Below are 21261 nucleotides of genomic sequence, written 5' to 3' on the forward strand. Positions count from 1 at the left end.
ATGCGTCACACGCCGTGTTGCTGTAACGCCCACGCCACATGCTCGCGCACCAGTTCGGAAGAATCGTCCCTGCGCAGTTGCAAGGCAGCGATGATCTCCGGCGTACTGACGCCTGCCGCTGCAGTATTGCCAAGACCGACCGCCATATTGCGCAACCAGCGCTGATAACCAATGCGGCGGATCGGGCTACCTTCCATGCGGCTATTGAATTGCTCCTCGCTCCAGCCGAATAATTCCACCAGGGTGGCCTGATCCAGGCCATTGCGGACGTCGAAATCGCCTAATGTGGAAGGCTGCGCAAACTTGTTCCATGGGCAGAACAGCTGGCAATCGTCGCAGCCGTAGACGCGGTTACCGATCAAGGGCCGCAGCTCCAGCGGAATGCTGCCTTTCAACTCGATCGTCAGGTAAGAGATGCAGCGGCGCGCGTCAAGGCGATACGGACCGATAATTGCCTTGGTCGGGCAGACATCGATACAGGCGCTGCATTGCCCGCAGTGCGAACTGATGGGCTGGTCGACCGGCAACGGCAGGTCGGTCAGGATTTCACCGAGAAAGAAAAACGAGCCGGCCTCGCGATTCAGCAACAGCGTATGTTTGCCACGCCAGCCCAGGCCAGCCTTCTGCGCCAGCGCCACCTCCATCACCGGCGCCGAATCGGTAAACACCCGATAGCCGAACTCGCCGATTTCGCCTGTGATGCGATCCGCCAGTTGCTGCAAGCGCGAGCGCAGCACCTTGTGATAATCGCGTCCGCGCGCATACAGCGACACGGTGGCAGTGCCGGCCGCGGCCGGCGCCAGCCGCGCTTGCTCGCGCGGCCGCCAACTGCCCTGGTCATCCTGGTATGCGCGCGGCAGATAATCCATGCGTACCGCAATCGCCCGGATCGCCCCCGGCACCAGTTCGGCAGGCCGGGCGCGCTTCATTCCGTGCGCTGCCATATAATCCATGTCACCGTGATAGCCAAGCTCCAGCCATGCCTCGAACCCGGCCTCCTGCTGCGCCAGATCGACGTCACTGATGCGAATATCGGCAAAGCCAAGCTCCCGCCCCCAAGCTTTTATGGTGGTGGCTAGCTCTACTAAATTGTGTTCCGTGACAACCATGGCGGGGCGATTCAAGAAGACTAAAGATTAAATAAAAGATTAGATACAAAGGACTATGTGACGAGATGCCCCATTTTACAACCCACCTGCACGATGAAGCTGGAACCAACGCTCTCGGCGCCGCACTGGCCAGGGCCTTGCTGCCCGGATTGGCGATCCATTTGCATGGCGACCTGGGCGCCGGCAAAACCGCGCTGACCCGCGCCTTGCTGCACGCCGCCGGCTACCAGGGCCACGTCAAAAGCCCTACTTACACCTTGGTGGAACCTTATGCCATTCAGATAGACAAACAGGCGGTCGAAGTGATGCATTTCGACTTGTATCGGATGGCCAGCCCGGATGAATTCCTGGACGCCGGTTTCCGCGAATACTTCAACCACAGCACCATCTGCATCGTCGAATGGCCGGAAAAAGCCGCCGCCGCGTTGCCGCCGCCCGACATCAGTGTATTACTCAGCGTTTCCAGTGTTTCCGATAGAGGACGTGATGTAGAATTGCAGGCGTTATCTGATAAGGGTAGTCAATGTCTCGCTCGACTGAAATTTGCACCAAATCTCTAAAATCAAGAATCCGCCGCACTGTACTCAAAGCCGGCGGCACCTTGCTCATTTCAGTGCTGGTTCCACTCTCGGCGCGCGCCGCACAGATTGTCGCGGTGCGGGTCTGGCCGGCAGAAGATTACACCCGTGTCACGCTGGAAAACGATTCTGAACTGAAAACCACCCACTTCCTGGTGCAAAATCCGGATCGCATGGTGGTCGACATCGAAGGCATCGAACTCAATCCGACCTTGAAGGAACTGGTCGCCAAGATCCAGCCTAACGATCCCTATATCAAGCAAGTCCGGGTTGGCCAGAACCGTCCTAACGTGGTGCGGCTGGTGTTTGACCTGAAGGAAGAAGTCAAACCACAGGTGTTTACCCTGGCGCCGGTGGGCGGTTACCAGCACCGCCTGGTATTCGATTTATATCCAGTCAATCCGCCCGACCCGATCGCGGCGATGATAGAAAAAGGCGAGTGGCCATCCTCCACTCCGGGGGAAATCACCCCGCCCGTTGCGCAAACCAAACCGCAGGAACAGCCTGAAGCACCGCAGATCGCCCGGGTCGATCCTAAACCAGAGAAAACGCCGGACAAGATGCAGGACAAGACCCCGACCCTGACGCGCATGATCACGATTGCGCTCGATCCTGGCCACGGCGGCGAAGATCCCGGCGCCACCGGACGCGGCGGCAACCGCGAAAAAGACGTGGTGCTGTCGATCGCCAAGCGGCTCAAAGCCAAAATCGAGCAACAGCCGAACATGCGGGTGATGCTGACCCGCGACGCCGATTTTTTCGTACCGCTTGGGGTACGCGTGCAAAAAGCCAGGAAAGTACAGGCCGACCTATTCGTCTCGATCCATGCCGACGCCTTTGTCACACCGACCGCGCGCGGCTCCTCAGTATTTGCCTTATCGGAAAAAGGCGCCAGCTCAACCGCTGCGCGCTGGCTGGCCAACAAGGAAAACTCGGCCGACGATATCGGCGGCATCAACATCAGGAGCCACGATCGGCAACTGGCCAGCGTACTGCTGGATTTGTCGACCACGGCGCAAATCAACGACAGCATGAAACTCGGCAGCGCAGTCTTGAGTGAAATCGGCGGCATCAACAAGCTGCACAAGGGTGCGGTGGAGCAAGCCGGTTTTGCAGTGCTGAAAGCGCCGGATATTCCGAGCATCCTGATTGAAACCGCCTTCATTTCCAATCCCGAAGAAGAAGCCAGGCTGACCGACAACGCTTATCAGGATCAAATGGCGGATGCGGTATTGAAAGGCATCAAGAAGTATTTTGCCCACAATCCGCCGCTGGCAAGGAATCGCCTGACCTGAGCGGCCGACTGAACGGCGAACTACAGGCCGCAAAATGATAAGGGCGCGCTGCAAAACGTTGCAGCGCGCCCTTGTTTCATTTTCTCATCCGGCCTCGGCAGTACTTATGCGCTGTTATGCGCTGCGCATTTTCTTGTAGAACTTCCACAATCCACCCAGCGCTACCGGCACCACCGCGGCGCCAACCCCAATCAACACAATCGTGCTCAGGTGATCGCGGATAACAGGGATATTACCGAAGAAATAACCCGCCGAGACCAGGCCGACTACCCAGATCAAGGCGCCGGTGATATTGAAGAACTGGAATTTGGAGAAAGTCATTTCGGACACGCCAGCCACAAACGGTGCGAAAGTCCGCACGATAGGCACGAAGCGCGACAGGATGATGGTCTTGCCGCCGTGATGTTCATAAAAGGCATGGGTCTTTTGCAAGGCCTTCTTGTCCAGCCATCGATAATCATGGGTGTAGACTTTATGCCCGATCAAGCTGCCTATCCAGTAATTTAGCGTGTTGCCGGTGGTGGCAGCGATAATCAGCAAACCCATCAGCGCCCAGATGTTCATCTCGCCGCTTGCGCAAAATGCGCCACCGATGAATAACAGTGTATCGCCGGGCAAAAACGGTAGCACCACCAGGCCGGTTTCGCAAAAAACGATCAGGAACAGCACTATGTAGATCAGGCTGCCATATTCCTTAATCAAGAAACCAAGGGATTTATCGACATGCAGGATGATGTCGACGAATTGCATAAAGTCCATAGTCCGTGTTCCTCAGTTGACCGCTTTTATGTTTGGAAAGTCTTATGCACACTGACTTTCTTTTGTTGAATAAAGTTCACCTATCTGGCAACAATGCCACCAGGAAGCCCGGACCGTTTTTCCCCAGGTGCGCCGGAATAATACACTACCGACGACAGCACAAAGGCAAATTTGGCAATTGTCTGCACGCCAGTTGGGGGCAAAGCCGGCCCCGGCTTCGGTATAATCGCGGCATGAATCCACCGCTCTCCCCTATCCGCGCTATCCAGCAACTGCCCGACAACCTGATTTCGCAAATTGCAGCAGGCGAGGTGGTCGAACGGCCATCCGCCGTGGTCAAGGAATTGCTGGAAAATGCGCTGGACGCCGGCGCCACCCAGGTCACCGTGCGGCTGGAACAAGGCGGCGTCAAACGCATCGCCATCACCGATAATGGCCGCGGTATTGCACCCGAACAATTGCCGCTGGCGCTGGCGCGTCATGCAACTTCAAAAATCGCTTCGCTGCATGATCTGGAAAATGTCGCCACGCTAGGATTCCGCGGCGAAGCGCTGGCGTCTATCGCCTCGGTGTCGCAACTGACCCTGACCTCGCGCACTGCCGACGCCGGTCACGCCTCGGAAATCGACGGCAGCACGCTGGCCGTGACGCCGTCATCCGGCGCCCAAGGCACCACCGTCGACGTCCAGGACCTGTATTTCAATACCCCGGCCAGGCGCAAGTTCCTCAAATCGGACCAGACCGAATTCGGCCATTGCGCTGAAGTAGTAAGACGCATAGCGCTGGCGCGGCCGGACGTGTCTTTTTCGCTGACGCATAACGGCAAGACCGTCGACCATTGGAACATCACTGAAATCGCCAAGCGCAGCGCCAGCATTCTAGGCAACGAATTTGCCAACGCCCGCCTGGCGCTGGATGAAGCCGCCGGACCGCTGCGCCTGCATGGTTTTGTCGGCTTGCCGACCGCCTCCAAGGCGCGCGCCGACGCTCAGTATTTCTACGTCAACGGCCGCTTCGTGCGCGACAAATTGCTGGTGCATGCGGTGCGCGCCGCCTATCAGGACGTGCTGCACGGCGACCGCTACCCTTCGTACGTATTAGGACTGGACCTGGACCCGGCGCTGGTCGACGTCAATGTGCACCCGTCGAAAATCGAAGTGCGCTTCCGCGACAGCCGGGCAGTTCACCAATTTGTATTTCATGCGGTGAGCCGCGCACTGGCGCAAACTTCCGCCACCTCGTTTGGCGCGACGCCAGCGCCGTTGGCCTCGCCCAGCAGCGGCATGCCGTGGATTCGCGGTTCGCAAGAACATCTGCAGGCGATCCTGCAACCCAGCCTGCAAGTGCCGCAGCAGCAAACCTCGTTCGGCGCCCAATTTGCCCCCGCGACCAACGGCGTGGCGCAAAGCACCGCCAATTACGGCGCATTGTTTACCGATAATGAACGCGCTGCCAGCTACCCTGCAACCCCGCAACTTGCCAATCAAACCTTGCCGAGCGATGACTTCCCGCTAGGCTTCGCACTGGCCCAGTTGCACGGCATTTACATCCTTGCGCAAAATACCAAGGGCCTGGTGCTGGTCGACATGCATGCCGCCCATGAACGGATTCTGTACGAACAACTCAAAGGCGCATTGGATGAAGACGCGATGCAAGTGCAGCCGCTGCTGATCCCAGTCACCTTCTTTGCCGACGCGGTTGAAGTCGGCACCGCTGAAGAAAATCAAGAAACCCTGCAAGCGCTGGGTTTCGATATCGCCGCGATCTCGCCCACCACGCTGGCGGTACGCTCGGTTCCGGCACTGCTGAAAAATGCCGATGCGCAAACGCTGGCGCGCGATGTGTTGCGCGACGTCCGCGAATTCGGCGGCTCGCGCGTCCTGGTCGAGCGTCGCAATGAATTGCTTGGCACCCTGGCCTGCCACACTGCAGTGCGCGCCAACCGCAGCCTGACAGCGCCGGAAATGAACGCCTTGCTACGGCAAATGGAAGCCACCGAACGCGCCGACCAGTGCAATCATGGTCGCCCTACCTGGAGCCAGCTGGCGCTGTCGGACCTGGATAAATTATTCTTGCGCGGCCAATAGGACAATACGAGGACAATACCAGCAGCATGTCATCACAATCAGCAACATCCACAGCCAAACCGCTGGTGGTCGCCATCATGGGGCCCACCGCTTCTGGCAAAACCGCCGCCGCGCTGGAAATCGCCCGCCGTATTCCATCGGAAATCGTCTCGGTCGATTCAGCGCTGGTGTATCGCGGCATGGACATCGGCACCGCCAAGCCCAGCCGCAGCGAACTGGCCGCAGCGCCGCACCACCTGATCGACATCATGGAGCCGACGCAATCGTATTCGGCCATGCAATTCCGCGACGACGCACTGCGCCTGTCGGCTGATATCCATGCGCGCGGCAAGCTGGTGTTGATGGTCGGCGGCACCATGCTGTATTTCAAGGCCCTGCGCGACGGCCTCGACGCCTTGCCGCAAGCCGATCCGCAACTGCGCGCCCGGCTGGATGCGGAAGCTGCCCTGATCGGCGTGCCCGGCATGCACGCCAAGCTGGCGCAACTGGATCCAATCACCGCCGCCCGCCTGAAACCAAACGACAGCCAGCGCATCCAGCGCGCCCTCGAAATCATCGAGCTAAGCGGCCAGACCATGTCCTCGCTGCTGACTGACCGGCCGGCGCCGGAATTGCCGTTCGATATTCTGCCTATAGCCTTGGAACCGTCGGACCGCAGCGTATTGCATGAGCGGATCGCCCGGCGCTTCGATCTGATGCTGGATTTGCAAAGCGGCGGCTTAAAAAGTGGTGGCTTAATACGGGAAGTAGAAGAACTGCGCGCCCGCGGCGACCTGCACCTCGGCCTGCCGTCGATGCGTTGCGTCGGCTATCGCCAGACCTGGGAATATCTGGATGGCCAGTACGGCTACCAGGAATTGCGTGAAAAAGGCATCGCCGCTACCCGTCAGCTGGCCAAACGCCAGTTGACCTGGCTACGCTCGATGCCGGAGCGGATCGTGATTGACTGTATCGGCGATCATGTTTCCGAGTCAGTGTTGGAGACTGTAGCGGCGGCCCTTAAGCAGCGATAACACCACACAATTACCCTTAAAAAGCATCGCAAACCTGTTTTTCTTGACAGCATTTAGCGAAATGCTTCATAATTTAGGGCTTCATTGGTGATATAGCTCAGTTGGTTAGAGCACAGCACTCATAATGCTGGGGTCGGTGGTTCAAGTCCACCTATCACCACCAAGAACACGTTTCAAGAAGTCCGGTAACGTACAGAAACCCGCCTCTAGCCTAGTGCTGATGCGGGTTTTTTGTTTGTTGAACGTTGATGAAATCACACCAACAAAGAAAACAGCGCGATTATTGCACTTACTACAGCACCAATGAGTGCGACAAATTCCCCCCCCGTCCAGACGGCTTGCTTCGGTTTTTCTATGCGGCCCCTTGATGTCGGACATGAAATTGCCCTTTCTAGTTCGAGCACAACTCTACCGGCCCCCAGCGCTTGATAAAAAAAAGCCCGCCAACCTTGCGGCTGCGGGCTAAATCCAAAACTTAGGGAGAGTTGGAGGAGACTCAACCGATATTGCGCCGTTGAATCAATTTTCAATACCCTTTTACAATTATTTGTATCAGCGAAATACAAAAAGCCCCGAACCGGTGAAGTTACAGGGCTTTGAAATCTGGCCGCAGCGATAAAGGGTGGCCCTTCACGCATTACTGATCAGGATTTCTTATTTTTTTGTCGACGCCACATAACCTGGCCTCAAACTGTTTGCTTTTGAATTTTCGCCCGCTCAGGACGCGGCATCCAAAAGTCTGAAACCAACCTTGAGTGTGACCTGATAGTGAGCCACCTTACCATCCGCTATATGCCCACGTGTTCCAATGACTTCAAACCAGTCCATGTGTTTTACCGTGAGTGCCGCCTTGGAAATCGCGTTATGGATTGCGTCATCAGTGCCGATCGCGGACGATCCAACCAGTTCGACTATCTTGTAAGTATGTGCGGACATACGAATCTCCTTTGTTAATTGCTGTTTTAAGGAAGATACTGCTGCCCGTTCACTTTACTCCTGCCATGCAGTAAAGCAATCCGCAACCATAACAACGACTACTTTTTTAGCTTGGCCTGGTCCGCTTGAACAAAAACGCCCCACCGGCTGGTGAGGCGTTGAATAGCGATATTGCGCCGGTGCGTGATACAGCGCGCCTAGGATGGCCTGTTTTAGCCAGGGAATGCGTGAAGGTCGCAGAAGTTGGTCCGAATTTTAGGTTCCCTCTGTTTTTCGTCTTCCAACAGACGACTTCTATGCAGCTCGTTTTTCCTGATTCTGTTCACTGATCCAGCGCTGTAGAAACTGGAGCGGCGATTTATAACCGAGGGTCGAATGCTGCCGCTTGCGATTGTAAAACACCTCGATGTATTCGAAGCTGGCCGCCCTCATTTCAGCCTGGGTGGTGTAGCGCAGGCCATGGTAGCGTTCGTTCTTGAAACTGTTGAACCAGCTCTCAGTCGGCGAATTGTCCCAGCAATTTCCCTTGCGGCTCATCGAACACGTCATACCGAACTCACGCAACTTGTCCTGGTAGGCCTGACTGGCGTACTGGCTGCCGCGGTCCGAATGATGCAGCACGCCGGGCGCAGGACGTCGGCGAAACCATGCCATCGTCAGCGCGTCTGCCACCAACTCAGTCGTCATGCGCGGCTTGAGCGACCAGCCGATCACTTCCCGATTGAACAGATCCAGAACGATGGCGAGGTACAGCCAGCCTTCATCGGTCCACAAGTAGGTGATGTCCGCCGTCCAAACCTGATTCGGCGCCGCCGGCGCGAAATCGCGGTCAAGCAGGTTTCTCGCCACTGGCAAACCGTGCTTCGATTCGGTCGCAGCCCGGTAGCGCCGCTTGTGGCGCGCATGAATGCCGTGCGTTCGCATCAACCGCTCCACGCGTCCCTTGCTCGCCGTGTAGCCCCGCCACCGCAACTCGCGGATCATCCGAGGACTGCCATAAGCACCTTTTACCTCGGCGTGGATGGCGCGGATCATGGCCAGCGTCGGCCGGCCGTCAGGCGCTTGCGATCGGGCGTGCCGCCACGCTTCCAGGCTCGGTAACCGCTGATGCTCACGTCGAGCGTATCGCACATTTCCCTCAGCGCGAATCGATTAGTCTGCGCATCGATCCAGGCGTACTTCACAGAACATCCTTCGCGAAGTACGCCGTTGCCTTTTTTATGATTTCGTTCTCCCGCTTGAGCTTGGCATTCTCGGCGCGTAAGCGCGACAATTCCATCTCTTCCGGTGTCACGACCTTGCTACCCGCGCCGTTCAACTGCCAGCCTTAGCGGCCTTGCCCCCGTTGCGCAGCGTTTGTTCGCTTAGACCAAGTTCCTTGGCTGTCGCCGCGAAGGATTCGCCGGCATTGACCCGTCTGACTGCCAGTTCCTTGAATTCCGCCGTGTATGAACTTCTTGAAATCTTCATTTCTTGCCTTCCCAAAGTAACGTCAATTTTACGTCACCTGTGGAAGACGAAATTTCAGGGGAAGCTCAATCTAGCCCCACCTGCATACTGATCAACCAAATTGGCCAAATCAATTCCGAGAATGTCGATATCCATGACAGACCTCCACACGTAAATTGGATGAAACGTTAGTCTGATCCTATTGGTGGTGTCGGGTCCATCTCAGTAAATCAACAAACAAATCAATTGTCGGGGGGAGCGTTTGCAGGGGCTGGGGTGTTGTTGTCTGCTATCTCCCGATCTTGAGATGTATGGCGCTTTCTACTCGCACCATAACAAACAAGAACTATCAAACAACAAGAACAATCTTGCACATTGGCAGGCGGCGGGAAGGCATCTTCGGAAGTTTTCTGCGCTCGAAAATCGCAGATTCCATCTCTATAATAGAGCCATCTGAGTGCCGTCTGTACGGGCTAGGGAGAGCTCAGAGAAACAATAATTTCTAAATCTGTGCATACACGTACATTTCGCTATCAACAGGAATCCCGTCAATTTCTCCTGGTCGATAAGTTGCCCGATAAAATTGCATGACAATTTGGCCTTCAATTTCTCGCGGTAGAGTTGAGCGCAACGAAGTCACAGAACTAACATGACCGAATCGATCAATAATCAATCTTAGCAACAGTGATCCCGAAGGCATTCTCTCTAGTGGAAACTCAACAAAATTCGGAGCGCCCCCAACAAGTTCCGGTTGCTTTGACAGATCGTGAAGCGAGTGATGAAGAGATAAACCCTCGGAATCATTATTTATTTTTTCAGTTGCAGCTTCCTGAGAGGTGCTTATTTTTGTCTCTGCAATTTCAGTCGGAATTGAATTGGTTATCGGAGAAATTGCCGGCTTCGTCCGATCCATTAGTATCTGCACCACGAGCGATTGCGGGATTTTATCGATCGCGCTATTTCGGTCTGTGCTTCCGCCTCCTTTCATAGCCAGAGTAGGCGGCATCAAAAAATAGTAGGTAAACACATGCAAAGATATTGAGAGAAAAGCGCAAACGACAACGATAGCCTTCGCGCGAATATTGCCCTGCTGCTGATCTTCCCTCGAGCCTGCCCAGTTCACAACAATCTTCCAGTTCCGCTGCGACACACGTTTCTTCCAAATTGCGCGCAGCTCACGCTATTCAGATACTTGCAATTAACATGAACAGCAATCTTCATATTGATAAACTTGTGCAACCACATGCACAAATTTTATGGAACATCCCGCACGGAGGCCGAAGGCAGGGGTTACATGGATGCCTGCGAATTCGAAGGAAAAAATACTCGTGCGCAGTGAAAACAGACATTTGAAGCTTATTAAATTACCCGATAGTGCATTCCCCGTTCGACAGGATTAAGAGTTCTAACCCAAACCTTTCTCAATGCCTATATGGGCAGTTTTCCTCCGTTGCAGCTACGTTCTTTGTCCGCGCCACGGACATTGTCTACGATTAAAACGTGACTCAATTAGCGCAATATAGATATGGCCCGGTGGCTGGCCACCTACTACTTTCCTTGTTGCGAAAAACCGTGGGTACGCTATTCACTACGCCATCATTCCGAACGAATTACAAAGAAAGATACATCTTTGTGGCGATACACTTACCAACAAGGTGATGCATTGCCTTTGGCACTTCCTTTTGCACCAGTACTATCAAGCGTTAAGGTAGTGCACGTTGTGTCACTATAGCCGTTTGACGGCGTAGCACTAACCGTAAACGATGTACTGATCGATCCTGTCGGGCCCGCAGCAACCGTGATGTCGTATTTTCTTGCAGCGGAGCTGCCGCCAGAATAATTCTGAAATCCGGCCAGTGGTGCTGTGGGGGGAGCGGCTACGGCAACATACGTACTATTGTTTGTAAAGTACCGTTCCTGCGTCTGTGCCATATTCAGCATATCGCCCTCCGCCGCCGACCGCGCTCCCCTTTTCACATAGTTCGTATAGGAGGGAATTGCAACTGCGGCAAGGATCGCGATGATTACCATCGTGATCATTAGCTCAATCAGGGTAAAGCCCGTGGCATGTCTTTTCATTCATCCTCCTAACGATTGATCTGTTTCCAATCCAGCCTGCCGAATTGACCTGACTTAATTTTTGCTTCGCAAATGGGTGTCCCGTTGCCGAATTGTGGCGGGTGACAACTCCAAACGTATTTGCTAAATCTTGACGTCGGCCCCTGCAAATTCATGATGAAACCCCACCCCGGTACGTAGTTCGGGCATGTTCCGGCCGCACACGCTGCTGTTGGCGGAGTAGGCATGCCTGACGGCAGTGAGATGCCAGGTGGTTGTTTGATATTAAAAGTCACAGGATTGTCGCTCGCGCCACCTGCGATTACATGGCCGGCTGCCGGCACCGAGACAACTTGTCCGCCAATCGTTGTTGAAATTAGCCCACTCGAATTGTTCGTGAAAACAAAGACGGGTTGCGAAAGTGCTCCACCGGACAAAAAGCTCACGTCATATTCTTGACCGACAGTATTTCCTGAACAAGGATCGGTAGATGGCATAAGAGTAGTAAACGTCAGCACTGAGCCTGAAAGTTTTGGCACAGATGAATGGACTCGCTCACCGCTGCCAGGTAGATCCAGGTACCAACCAAGTTGTTGTCCGGTGTTTGCGGGGGCAACAAGATCAGACGGACACAGCACCGTTGCACTCGTGGTTTGCGCTGTAGTTGAGTAATTGGGCTGACAGTTCGACATTATAGGAAAGCAGTTTGGACTAGCTGCAGTACATGTGTTTCCACTGCTATCGATATAAGTGATAATCCGTTGCTGCTGTAATGAGGAACGACTGCTCACTGTCGTCGAGCCGTCATCTTTATCCCAAATGCCATAAAAGGTATCAGTATTAAAAGGGGATTGCGCGTCCGTTTGATCTATCCATGATCCAGTGCCGAACACGACCAGGAATCCTCCGTTCGGATGCCTTGCCACTTCAACGCCAGTCGTGATTTGCTGTGCCTTGGCCGGTGTATCAGCAGTGACTGCAGTGAATAGTGGCTGCGGCGCCGTTGCAGAGCCAAACGAAGATTTCAGATTGGTTGGATCTGTCACATCAATTTTCCAGAGATTGCCGAATCGATCGCCTGCGTAGACGATATCCACTGTGCCGTTCTGATCCCGGTCGACGCCGGCGATCGAACCCAATCCGTTCGGCGGAGCCAGAGGCAGTGTGCCTTCATTGGGAGAGATCAAGGCGACCTTGAAGTAATTGGTATTTAATTTCCATGGCTGCCCGGCGCCAGGGCCATCAACGTACAGGACATAAAGATAGGCGCGTCCGGTTGTACTGACGCTGCCATCAGCGTAGGTGTTGTTATAGCCGCTGCCAAAAATAACCGCCCATTTACCATTATTCAACTTGCGAATGATGGGTTGACTGAAAGTAAAACCGAGATCGCTATCGTCTTTATCGGTAAATTCCCATAACACTTTCGAAGCGTCAAATGCAGTTGGATCCGTGACGTCCAGCGCATACATACCTTGACCACCGGCGTTCATGCCGCCGACCAGCATTGTTTTCCAGCCACCGGTGGTGAAATTAGCGTCGCCGACAACAGGACTGCCGTCGACGAAATACTTGTGGCTGTAATTCGGCGACATTAATTGACTCAGCTTTTGATAATTGGCGCTCGGTACATAGGCAAACAGTTCCGCGCCGCTGGTGGAAGTGACGACCGGGTTGCCATCGGTTCCAGTCGTGAACGACGCGTCGTACGCATGCAGCATGCCATCATTGCCGCCGACATAGACTGCCGGTTTGCGATTGGCGTTAGTCTGAGCAAAGGTCGAAAAGCCTGCACCGGACAAGAAAGTTGGCGCACCCACGAAGACCGGTTTCGAATTAATGATGTCGCCCAGCACGGAAGAACGGGAGCGCCATCCATTATTAGCGTTGGGGTTGGGTGTGGTGGTACCGGGTGAATTCGCTTCCTTGGACTGGTCACCGCGCAGCCAGTTGACGCGGTCGACGGCCAATCCATCAACAGTCCCGAACTCGTCTTTGTTCAGAAATGCTTGCTCCCCGGTAGATAAATTCGTCGTCAAGTTAGCCGGGTCGAAGGCTACGCCCGTGCGGGCGTTTGTAGTGGACTCAGTGGTTCCGTCCGGTTTCAAACCGTCGTTGAAGGTAAAGATCGAGCGGGCAGTTGCCGAAGGTAACTTGCTCGATGCAGTCCATGCTGGGGTGGCACCGATGGTTCCGCTGGTATCGATGCTCAACGCCTGCACATCACCCGTCCAGCCACCCGAATTGTAAATTGCGCGATAGAGATATGCGCCGGTACCGGTATCCAAGGAGCCCGCGGATTGCGCCAGCGCTGCCTCATCACCAATTTGCGCCGCAATTGTTGCGATAGCACCTTGCACCGAAGCAATCATCGCAGGGGGATTGCCTGCGTTCAGCAAATTTTTCGGCCAACTGACGTTGCCGCTTACGACCGGTGCGGGGCGTGAACTGCAAGTTGGTTGCAGGATCGTGCTCATGGCCGGATTATTACTGGCGAGCCAGTTTCCATTTGCGTCATAGGATGCCGGGTTCCCATACTTGCTGGCCAGCCAGAACTGCGACCGGTAAGCGCAATCCTGATTTTCCTGTACATCAATTACCATGCTCTGGACGGTCTGCATCCCGACTAAATCTGGCCTGATATTGTGGCTGGCCGCCCAGTAGGCCAAGCCGCCAATGTCATAGCTGGCGGAGCTGCCAGCACCCGTAACGGTAGTGGCAAGATTACTCATACCTTCAAGAGCACCGACCGCATTTGTCACCGTCGTCACATTGACGCCAGTATCACCACTCAGCGACCCGGTGTCCTTGAGATGTGCATTGCCATTTGCATCGGTATAAGCCTGGCATGCGCCGGTACTGTCTGTAGCATAAGTGCCACCCGGTAAACGCTTGTCACACCAGGTGTGTGAGTCACCCATTGTGATGATGTAGTTCTTCTGGCAGGAATACAGTACAGGATCGTCCCATTGTTTGATCACCGGAAAACCATCGCTGTTAGCTGATGTCGCTCCGTTGTAAAAATCCGTGGTCGGCTGCTTACCCCCCCGTAAATATTTTAACGACTCGTAATACAACTTGCCGATGTCATCGTAGGTTTTATAGGTATGCGATGAACTACCGAATTTGTTGATGTAATTGATAACACCGGTGTTGGTGGCGGCACCAATGTATGAATTCGCTGTTGCCGCATCGCCGGAATCTGGATTCTGGATTAGCGTTCCGTTAGTTGCAGACCATTCCGCATTGCCATTGGCAATTGTGCCTCCGGCAGGCGAGTATTTCTGCGGAGCAACGTATTTCAACTTGGAACGCATCACAGCATTATCAATATCATTGGCTTGAAAATAGGACATCACCCCGAATCGCATCTTGTCGCCATTTTCCTGTATGGCACCAGTAGGCTTCCATGCGCTGCCGAATTGCTTACAGTTGCGTTCTAGTCCGATTGTTGAGTCGCAAACTTTAACCCGGACGTTATAGGACTGCGTGCTACCAAAGCCAATATTGTATGAAGAGGTGTAATAGTATCCTGATGTGGTTGATATGCTGCCAGGATAGGACGAAACATAATAAACAGAGGCTGTTGTTTGTGGGGTGTAAGTAATACTGTAACTATTGTAGTAGGAAGTTTTCCCTATTTTGGTCGTCCCACTCCCTGGTGACGAGTCGACATAGACTTCACTGCTGCTCGAAAAGCTAAACCCGGAACAGGTTCGCGGACTGCTCCCTTTGTTAAAGGAGTTGCAAGTTGCTACATCTTTGTTCGCCAGCGTGCAAGTGACCGTGACCGGACTGCCTGAATTTACCTGGCAATTTGATGGAGTTTCCGTTATTTGAGCACCAATGACGGTCGTAACAAAATTTGAAACTGTGTTCGCACCGCCACCAGGGAAGAAGTTTTCTTGGCCAGAAAAAACACCGAAGGTTGCGCAGCTATAAGGCGAAGAACTCGTACCGCTGCCTGTCCAACTCGCGCAGCTACCGGTGTCACCATTCGGCAATGTCAAAGCGCAATCCATGGAACCACTGTAAATCTGCGGGCTGGTACAAGTTACAAGAGTGTTTGATGTGCTGGCAACAGTGGCAGTCGAAGTTGTTCCCGGCGCCACACTACTCACCGTGAGTCCATTGGCAAATGCGAACGTGGTGCAGGTGTAAGGCGAACCCGACGTGCCGTTGCCGGACCATGCAGTACAAGTACCACTGCTTCCATCCGATTTCAGAGCAATCGTAGCGCAACCGAACGTTGTGCCGTTCAGCGTCGGTCCGCTGCAATTGGCTACGTCAGATCCACTTGGATAGACCACCATCTTCGATCCATTCCCTTGATTTTTGATGGTCAACGCCGCTCCTGACGGATAGGGCGTGGTATTGCCATCCTCGGTAAATGTTTTGTCAGGGAAGTTGCCGGTGCCACCCTGCCCGCTTTGATAGCTGCGTTCCAGCACGGTCAATGTGGCGGTATCCTGGACGCGATTTCCTCCGGTCATCGCGAAACGGAATTCATCCAGCCCGGTCATGCTTACCCAGTTCAGGAAATTCCCGCTCCAGCTTGAACAAACATGACTTGTGGCAACGCCAGTCGGCGCGAACCAGCCGTTCGTCGCATCATAGCCGTAACACTTCTCAGAATCGAAATACCCGAGATACTGAGAATTGGCAGAATAATTGCTAGCCCCCTGATATGCCGCCGTATTGGCGGTCGGATATTCGACCGATAAAGCAAATATCACATTGGGTGGCACCCCGCCTTTAAGGCTGAGAGGCGTGTCCGCGAGCGTCCCAGCAAAAACAGCTGACGGAAACAGCAGCACAAAACAGAGCCATAAAATAAGGTTTCGATAGGTTTTCAATGTGATACTCCAAATCATGGATGCCGGGCTGGGCAGACTAATTTACAAAATCGGATGGCAAATAGATTTCTTGCAGAACCACTTTGGTATTTGGCAGGCGGCCGTGTGCCTGCGCGGTAATTCTGAATACCTTGCCGCAAGTTGAACCTGTCTGCGTTCCCAATGATGAGCAGACCAGCTCAATCAGGTATCGAGGTTGATCGAGAACATTGGCAATGGCGGGCGACGTTGTGGCTGTGCCAATTGCTACACTATTGGAGCCTGGTGCAGAGGCTCCAAAAAAATCGAGTAAATCAATCTGCGTGGCTGGCGGTGCGCTGGTAGAGTCGCACAAACCGTTAGAGCAAGAGGTATCGAACAAATAAAGGCTGACCGGCTTGTAGGGCCATTGATAAGCCCCGGTAATTTGTAACTCGGCATCGCGCAACGCGGCCTCTGCAGCAGCAAAAGCCACATCGGCATCACGGGCATTCCGGGCCATTTTTTCATCCGAACTGGTGGAACCGACCAAACTAATGCCGAGCAACATCAGCACAATCATAAAAATGACAGCCGTGATCAGGACGGTCCCACGCTGCCGCTGTTTGCTCTTACTGAAATTGATAGTGCGTGAATGCATTCTATCCACACCTTTCTATGGGCAGCTGTTGAAATTTCGAACAGCTATTTCGGTAGAAAGCATCTGTCGAATTCGGTTATCGGTTGGGACTGGAGGAGTAAACACTGCGCCAAGATCAGAATTGCCAGAAGCTGGGTATTGCGCATTGAAATGCTGGAAGGCTGTCGTAGGTGACGCGACGCCGACGGCGTTCGGGCTGCGCGCGACGATCGATACCTTTACACTGAGAATATGGTCAGAATTGACAACCTTGTTCCACGGAACATACTGATTGACAATACCATCGGCATCGGTATCTTCACCGTACAACAATTGCATACTCTCCACACCTGATACCAAGGCCATTGGACCAGGATGTGTGGTCCCTACTACCGGCGTTGGATTGCTGGTATTGCAAAAAAGTGTGGGCTCATTGTTGTTGTTGGGATCTTTTGCCACATACAACGTATCTTCCACAAGTTGATTTTGCGCCACCGGATAACCCTGGCAATCAAGCATAGCGGCTGTGGCAGCAGTAGAAGAAGCGATAGTGGCCCCGTTTTTGGTGAATGACTCACCGTAGAAGCGCACTCTCAATACGTCGCTCAAATTAGCAACTGCTACCTGTGTTCCCCCGGTGAAATCTGAGGAAGCCGGATTGACCTTTGTCGGATCGTTCAGACCTGACAGTGAACCTAAATTGGCGGACGTCGCCGCGCAAAGGGGAGCAGGCGTAGAACTTCCGACTGCCCATGCATTACGGTATCCGGATTTTTTCAATTCCCGGGAAAGCAGATCGAATGAGAAACGCGCCGTTTCGTTAAGTTGCGCTGTGTCCGTTTGCGCCCTTTGCACACCGTAACCACTCATGTATACCTGAGTCATCGCTAACATAATCACCAAGCCAATCGCAATCGCGATCATTAACTCGATGAGTGACATCCCGCGCTGCATCTTCATGCTCATATGTTCGTCCACTGACAGAGGAATCCGCTGGTGCTTAAGGCTTGTTGCGACGCCCCAATTCGCGACTCATTCCAGCAAATCTTGATCACGTATTGTCCTTTTCCACTGCAATTCCAGGTCGGTGGCGTGGTCGTCGTGTCTGGAGAGTTTCCGACGGGATTATCGTCCCGACATACCGTGCCGGTTCCTTGTTGCAGGACGGTCGCCAAACCTTGCTGCCACATCCCAAATGCTGTACTGACAAAATCTGTCCGCCCGCACCCGTTTGCCTGTATGCAATTGGTTACAACACTTGCCGAAGGACTGGAGAACACAGCATCGGAACCAGATGTTCCCAATGTCGACGGATTCGCCCGCAACGTTTCCGCCATCGCGTAGGCCTGCTCCGCTGCGATAGTCCTGTAATTCGAAGACGACCCAAGCTTGAGGCCATTCATGAAAACCCCCAGCATGCTGAACATGCCGAGTGAAATAACGACAATTGTTACGAGCACCTCAATTAGCGAGAGGCCGTAATTTTTAATGTTGATATAGGGTCTGGTCTTCATTGGCTTACTCACATTTACGGGCATGTTGACACCCTGGTCACCAAAGGTCTTCCGCTGGCACCTATCGCAATTTGCCGTCCGTTTTTCGACGACGCGGATGACGGAGGACAGAGCAAAAAATTACCCGACGTCCCTAATGGCATCAGCCCGCCATAGGGATTAAATGTGATGGGCGCCACACCACCGAAACCGCTGGCGGTCACTGCAGTGCTGCCGGACAGTGCAGGCGTATACTTGAGTACCACTTCCCCAGCATCCAGGACACCGTTGCGATTTGCATCGACAAATACGACACGACCTTGCGGCCATGTGGTGACAGTATTAGTGCAACTGGTGCCGTCGGTGCTTGGGCAGATGACGACCCATTGCCCGCGTGCACCAGCCTCACTGCGCGCAAGTCGCGCATCTGCCACCAAATCATTTGCTTGCGAAGTTAATCTGTTGCTACTAATGAAGGACACAAGATTCGGTGCAGCGATAGCTGCGAGGATAGCGGCTATTGTTATCGTGACGATTAACTCCAGGAGAGTGAACCCTGTAACATATCTTCGTAAAATTAATTTATTTGTCATTTTGCAAGAGGCATCAGATGCGTAAAAAGGTTACCCCGCAAGGCAAACCGAAATAAATTAAAAATTTGACATACAGAAAAATTGGAGCAACATAAATTTCCATATTGCTATAGCTGCCTTCATGGAAAAGCGCCGCAACTTCAGTCGGCCGAACTCAACATCTGTTGCACATGGAATTTTCTTTATTAATGCACCTATCGCTTCAAAGTAACCGCTTGCAAGGCTCAGATTCGAAGACGTGACCCTATTACCCGAATAACATTAACAGTGCTCTTTTTCCATTTGGTATCGATACTTATTTCACATTATTTTCCACAGTGAAATTCTTCCGATATTATAGGCAAGGCGTTTCCACAAGGTAACCATTTTGGATCCCGTCCATCGTCGCGGATATACCGCTTATCCATTTTCAATTTCCAACTTAGCAAGTTTAATTAGCAAGGCCAGCTATTGATTCATAAGGGCTTAAAACACAATACGTCTGGCTGAATGGCAAATGCTATAATCCGCGCTGCCCGCGATGGGCCGAGAGTCATGCGGAATACGGCTCAGCACTGCAGCCACAAACGCATGACGCTTCCGCGAGCCGACAATTATTGGCCGCCTTGTACCATCCGTATATACAGTCCTTGCTCAACTTCATGCATAGAAACTGCATGGTTTTCATCTAATGGAGTTTGTTATGTCGGTAACAACCCGTCTATTACGCCTGTTAACGATCTTTCTGTTTGCAACCCTTACATTCTCCGCAATGGCAATCGACCGCGATTTCCCCGCCTCGACCCTGCGCGGCAAATTGATCGTCACCGACTATCCGAACGTCACGATCAACGGCAACGCGCTGCGGCTGTCGCCGGGCTCGCGGATCTGGAATACCCAGCAACTGACCCAGACTCCCAACTCGCTGGGCAGCGATACTTATGTGGTGAATTACACCTTGAATGTCCAGGGCGATATCGACCGCGTCTGGATCCTGACTTCCGACGAAGTCGGCCAGAAAGTCGATGCGCAGCGCAATAGCCTGAAACGGTAGTGAAGAAGCAGTCATGGAAAAAACGATGCAAAAGAAAGTATTCATCAAGACCTTCGGTTGTCAGATGAACGAGTACGACTCGGACAAGATGGCCGATGTCTTGAACGCCTCCGATGGCTTGATCAAGACCGATCGCCCGGAAGACGCCGACGTGATTCTGTTGAATACCTGTTCGGTGCGCGAAAAGGCGCAGGAAAAAGTGTTTTCCGATCTGGGCCGCCTGCGTGAACTGAAGCGCAACAATCCCGATCTGTTGATCGGCGTTGGCGGTTGCGTGGCTTCGCAAGAAGGTGCGGCGATCGTCAAGCGGGCGCCGTATGTCGACATGGTATTCGGCCCGCAAACCCTGCACCGCTTGCCGGAGATGATCAGCCAGCGGCGCGCCACCGGCCATTCACAGGTCGACATCAGTTTTCCTGAAATCGAGAAATTCGATCACATGCCGCCGGCCAAGGTCGACGGTGTGACCGCATTCGTCTCGATCATGGAAGGTTGCAGCAAATATTGCAGCTACTGCGTGGTGCCTTACACCCGCGGCGAAGAAGTCTCGCGCCGCTTTGAAGATGTGCTGACCGAAGTGGCGGGACTGGCCGAGCAAGGCGTCAAGGAAATCACCTTGCTGGGGCAAAACGTCAACGCCTTCCGCGGCGCCATGGCGGATGGCGAAATCGCCGACTTTGCCTTGCTGATCGAGTACATCGCCGAGATCCCCGGCATCGAACGGATTCGTTTTGTCACCAGCCATCCGAAAGAATTCACGCAACGTTTGATCGACACCTACGCCAAGGTGCCAAAGCTGGTCGATCATTTATACCTGCCGGCGCAGCACGGTTCGGACCGCATTTTGTCAGCCATGAAACGCGGTTATACCGTGCTGGAATACAAATCGGTGATCCGGCGCTTGCGCCAGGTGCGTCCCAACATCACCATTTCGAGCGACTTCATCGTCGGCTTTCCAGGCGAGACCGATGCCGATTTCGAAGCGCTGATGAAACTGATTACCGACATCGGTTACGACAACAGCTTCAGTTTCATCTTCAGCCCGCGCCCGGGAACGCCGGCGGCCAATCTGCAAGACGACACGCCGCATGAAGTCAAGCTGAAGCGCTTGCAGCAGTTGCAAGCGGTGGTGGAAGAAAATATCGGCAAGATCAGCGCTGCCATGGTCGGCACCGTGCAGCGCATCCTGGTCGAAGGTCCGTCCAAGAAAAATCCGGCCGAATTCCAAGGCCGGAGCGAGAACAACCGAGTGGTCAACTTCGCCGCCGGCCCAAACGGTGCGCGCCTGATCGGCCAATTGATAGACGTCAAGATTACCGAGACCTACACCTATACTTTGCGTGGCGAAATCGCACTGGCAGAATAACGCTCACCAACCGCTCAAACAAGATAAACAAACCACAG

General features: G+C 53.7%; 16 protein-coding genes, 1 tRNA gene and 1 pseudogene. 7 read left to right on the plus strand and 11 right to left on the minus strand.

Features of this window, described 5'->3' with window-relative positions:
• Positions 1-5: 5 nt before the first annotated feature.
• Entirely contained in the window at positions 6-1109 is a 1104-nt protein-coding gene (gene queG, locus VNZ60_RS15455; RefSeq protein ID WP_325660609.1) for a tRNA epoxyqueuosine(34) reductase QueG, read from the minus strand.
• A gap of 65 nt (positions 1110-1174) precedes the next feature.
• Here queG and tsaE point away from each other — a divergent pair, with 65 nt between their 5' ends.
• On the plus strand, positions 1175-1669 hold the full coding sequence (gene tsaE, locus VNZ60_RS15460) for a tRNA (adenosine(37)-N6)-threonylcarbamoyltransferase complex ATPase subunit type 1 TsaE (protein WP_325660611.1): 495 nt from the start codon (positions 1175-1177) through the stop codon (positions 1667-1669).
• Positions 1633-2982, plus strand: a complete 1350-nt coding sequence (locus tag VNZ60_RS15465; protein WP_325660614.1) for an N-acetylmuramoyl-L-alanine amidase — start codon at positions 1633-1635, stop codon at positions 2980-2982. Before tsaE ends, VNZ60_RS15465 begins: the two co-directional genes overlap by 37 nt.
• Before the next feature lie 114 nt (positions 2983-3096).
• On the opposite strand, the gene VNZ60_RS15470 is transcribed toward VNZ60_RS15465, so the two are convergent.
• Positions 3097-3741 carry a VTT domain-containing protein gene (locus VNZ60_RS15470; RefSeq protein ID WP_325660616.1) on the minus strand — a complete coding sequence of 215 codons (645 nt, stop codon included), beginning with the start codon at positions 3739-3741 and terminating at the stop codon, positions 3097-3099.
• 233 nt (positions 3742-3974) lie between these two features.
• Here VNZ60_RS15470 and mutL point away from each other — a divergent pair, with 233 nt between their 5' ends.
• From mutL to VNZ60_RS15485, 3 genes are all read left to right on the plus strand, one after another.
• Positions 3975-5828: a DNA mismatch repair endonuclease MutL gene (gene mutL / locus VNZ60_RS15475; protein WP_325660618.1), complete on the plus strand. Its 1854-nt coding sequence runs from the start codon at positions 3975-3977 to the stop codon at positions 5826-5828.
• Between the two features lie 26 nt (positions 5829-5854).
• On the plus strand, positions 5855-6841 hold the full coding sequence (miaA, locus tag VNZ60_RS15480) for a tRNA (adenosine(37)-N6)-dimethylallyltransferase MiaA (RefSeq protein WP_325660620.1): 987 nt from the start codon (positions 5855-5857) through the stop codon (positions 6839-6841).
• 86 nt (positions 6842-6927) lie between these two features.
• Positions 6928-7004, plus strand: a tRNA-Met gene (locus tag VNZ60_RS15485).
• Positions 7005-7558: 554 nt separating this feature from the next.
• On the opposite strand, the gene VNZ60_RS15490 is transcribed toward VNZ60_RS15485, so the two are convergent.
• The 9 genes and pseudogenes from VNZ60_RS15490 to VNZ60_RS25265 all read right to left on the minus strand — a co-directional run bounded on the left by VNZ60_RS15490 (position 7559) and on the right by VNZ60_RS25265 (position 18824).
• Positions 7559-7777 carry a dodecin gene (locus tag VNZ60_RS15490; protein ID WP_325660622.1) on the minus strand — a complete coding sequence of 73 codons (219 nt, stop codon included), beginning with the start codon at positions 7775-7777 and terminating at the stop codon, positions 7559-7561.
• Between the two features lie 294 nt (positions 7778-8071).
• Positions 8072-9247 (minus strand): annotated as a pseudogene (locus tag VNZ60_RS15495) (IS3 family transposase).
• A gap of 481 nt (positions 9248-9728) precedes the next feature.
• A complete protein-coding gene (locus VNZ60_RS15500; RefSeq protein ID WP_325660624.1) occupies positions 9729-10349 on the minus strand; it encodes an energy transducer TonB in 621 nt (206 codons plus the stop codon).
• 521 nt (positions 10350-10870) lie between these two features.
• The gene (locus VNZ60_RS15505) at positions 10871-11305 is read right to left on the minus strand and encodes a type IV pilin protein (protein ID WP_325660626.1); all 435 of its coding nucleotides are present in this window, start codon (positions 11303-11305) and stop codon (positions 10871-10873) included.
• An 8-nt stretch (positions 11306-11313) separates the two neighbouring features.
• On the minus strand, positions 11314-16140 hold the full coding sequence (locus VNZ60_RS15510; protein ID WP_325660628.1) for a pilus assembly protein: 4827 nt from the start codon (positions 16138-16140) through the stop codon (positions 11314-11316).
• A 37-nt stretch (positions 16141-16177) separates the two neighbouring features.
• Positions 16178-16759 carry a pilus assembly PilX family protein gene (locus VNZ60_RS15515; RefSeq protein WP_325660629.1) on the minus strand — a complete coding sequence of 194 codons (582 nt, stop codon included), beginning with the start codon at positions 16757-16759 and terminating at the stop codon, positions 16178-16180.
• A gap of 15 nt (positions 16760-16774) precedes the next feature.
• On the minus strand, positions 16775-17704 hold the full coding sequence (locus VNZ60_RS15520) for a PilW family protein (RefSeq protein WP_325660631.1): 930 nt from the start codon (positions 17702-17704) through the stop codon (positions 16775-16777).
• The gene (gene pilV, locus VNZ60_RS15525) at positions 17701-18252 is read right to left on the minus strand and encodes a type IV pilus modification protein PilV (RefSeq protein ID WP_325660633.1); all 552 of its coding nucleotides are present in this window, start codon (positions 18250-18252) and stop codon (positions 17701-17703) included. Before pilV ends, VNZ60_RS15520 begins: the two co-directional genes overlap by 4 nt.
• Positions 18253-18266: 14 nt before the next feature.
• The gene (locus VNZ60_RS25265) at positions 18267-18824 is read right to left on the minus strand and encodes a GspH/FimT family pseudopilin (RefSeq protein ID WP_414648856.1); all 558 of its coding nucleotides are present in this window, start codon (positions 18822-18824) and stop codon (positions 18267-18269) included.
• Positions 18825-19506: 682 nt separating this feature from the next.
• Between VNZ60_RS25265 and VNZ60_RS15530 the strand changes: the two genes are divergently transcribed.
• Both VNZ60_RS15530 and miaB read left to right on the plus strand, forming a co-directional pair.
• Positions 19507-19857, plus strand: coding sequence for a hypothetical protein (locus VNZ60_RS15530; protein WP_325660635.1), 351 nt, complete (start codon positions 19507-19509; stop codon positions 19855-19857).
• Between the two features lie 25 nt (positions 19858-19882).
• Entirely contained in the window at positions 19883-21223 is a 1341-nt protein-coding gene (gene miaB / locus VNZ60_RS15535) for a tRNA (N6-isopentenyl adenosine(37)-C2)-methylthiotransferase MiaB (protein ID WP_325660637.1), read from the plus strand.
• Positions 21224-21261: the final 38 nt, after the last annotated feature.

It is taken from the genome of Collimonas sp. (assembly GCF_035566375.1).
Classification (GTDB): domain Bacteria; phylum Pseudomonadota; class Gammaproteobacteria; order Burkholderiales; family Burkholderiaceae_D; genus Collimonas.

What these genes read in the sequence shown, in the direction of transcription:
- VNZ60_RS15505 (WP_325660626.1), bottom strand. Translation starts at nt 11,305, where the DNA reads ATGAAAAGACATGCCACGGGCTTTACCCTGATTGAGCTAATGATCACG.
- mutL (WP_325660618.1), top strand. Translation starts at nt 3,975, where the DNA reads ATGAATCCACCGCTCTCCCCTATCCGCGCTATCCAGCAACTGCCCGAC.
- queG (WP_325660609.1), bottom strand. Translation starts at nt 1,109, where the DNA reads ATGGTTGTCACGGAACACAATTTAGTAGAGCTAGCCACCACCATAAAA.
- VNZ60_RS25265 (WP_414648856.1), bottom strand. Translation starts at nt 18,824, where the DNA reads ATGACAAATAAATTAATTTTACGAAGATATGTTACAGGGTTCACTCTC.
- miaA (WP_325660620.1), top strand. Translation starts at nt 5,855, where the DNA reads ATGTCATCACAATCAGCAACATCCACAGCCAAACCGCTGGTGGTCGCC.
- VNZ60_RS15530 (WP_325660635.1), top strand. Translation starts at nt 19,507, where the DNA reads ATGTCGGTAACAACCCGTCTATTACGCCTGTTAACGATCTTTCTGTTT.
- pilV (WP_325660633.1), bottom strand. Translation starts at nt 18,252, where the DNA reads ATGAAGACCAGACCCTATATCAACATTAAAAATTACGGCCTCTCGCTA.
- miaB (WP_325660637.1), top strand. Translation starts at nt 19,883, where the DNA reads ATGCAAAAGAAAGTATTCATCAAGACCTTCGGTTGTCAGATGAACGAG.
- tsaE (WP_325660611.1), top strand. Translation starts at nt 1,175, where the DNA reads ATGCCCCATTTTACAACCCACCTGCACGATGAAGCTGGAACCAACGCT.
- VNZ60_RS15520 (WP_325660631.1), bottom strand. Translation starts at nt 17,704, where the DNA reads ATGAGCATGAAGATGCAGCGCGGGATGTCACTCATCGAGTTAATGATC.
- VNZ60_RS15515 (WP_325660629.1), bottom strand. Translation starts at nt 16,759, where the DNA reads ATGCATTCACGCACTATCAATTTCAGTAAGAGCAAACAGCGGCAGCGT.
- VNZ60_RS15465 (WP_325660614.1), top strand. Translation starts at nt 1,633, where the DNA reads ATGTCTCGCTCGACTGAAATTTGCACCAAATCTCTAAAATCAAGAATC.
- VNZ60_RS15490 (WP_325660622.1), bottom strand. Translation starts at nt 7,777, where the DNA reads ATGTCCGCACATACTTACAAGATAGTCGAACTGGTTGGATCGTCCGCG.
- VNZ60_RS15470 (WP_325660616.1), bottom strand. Translation starts at nt 3,741, where the DNA reads ATGGACTTTATGCAATTCGTCGACATCATCCTGCATGTCGATAAATCC.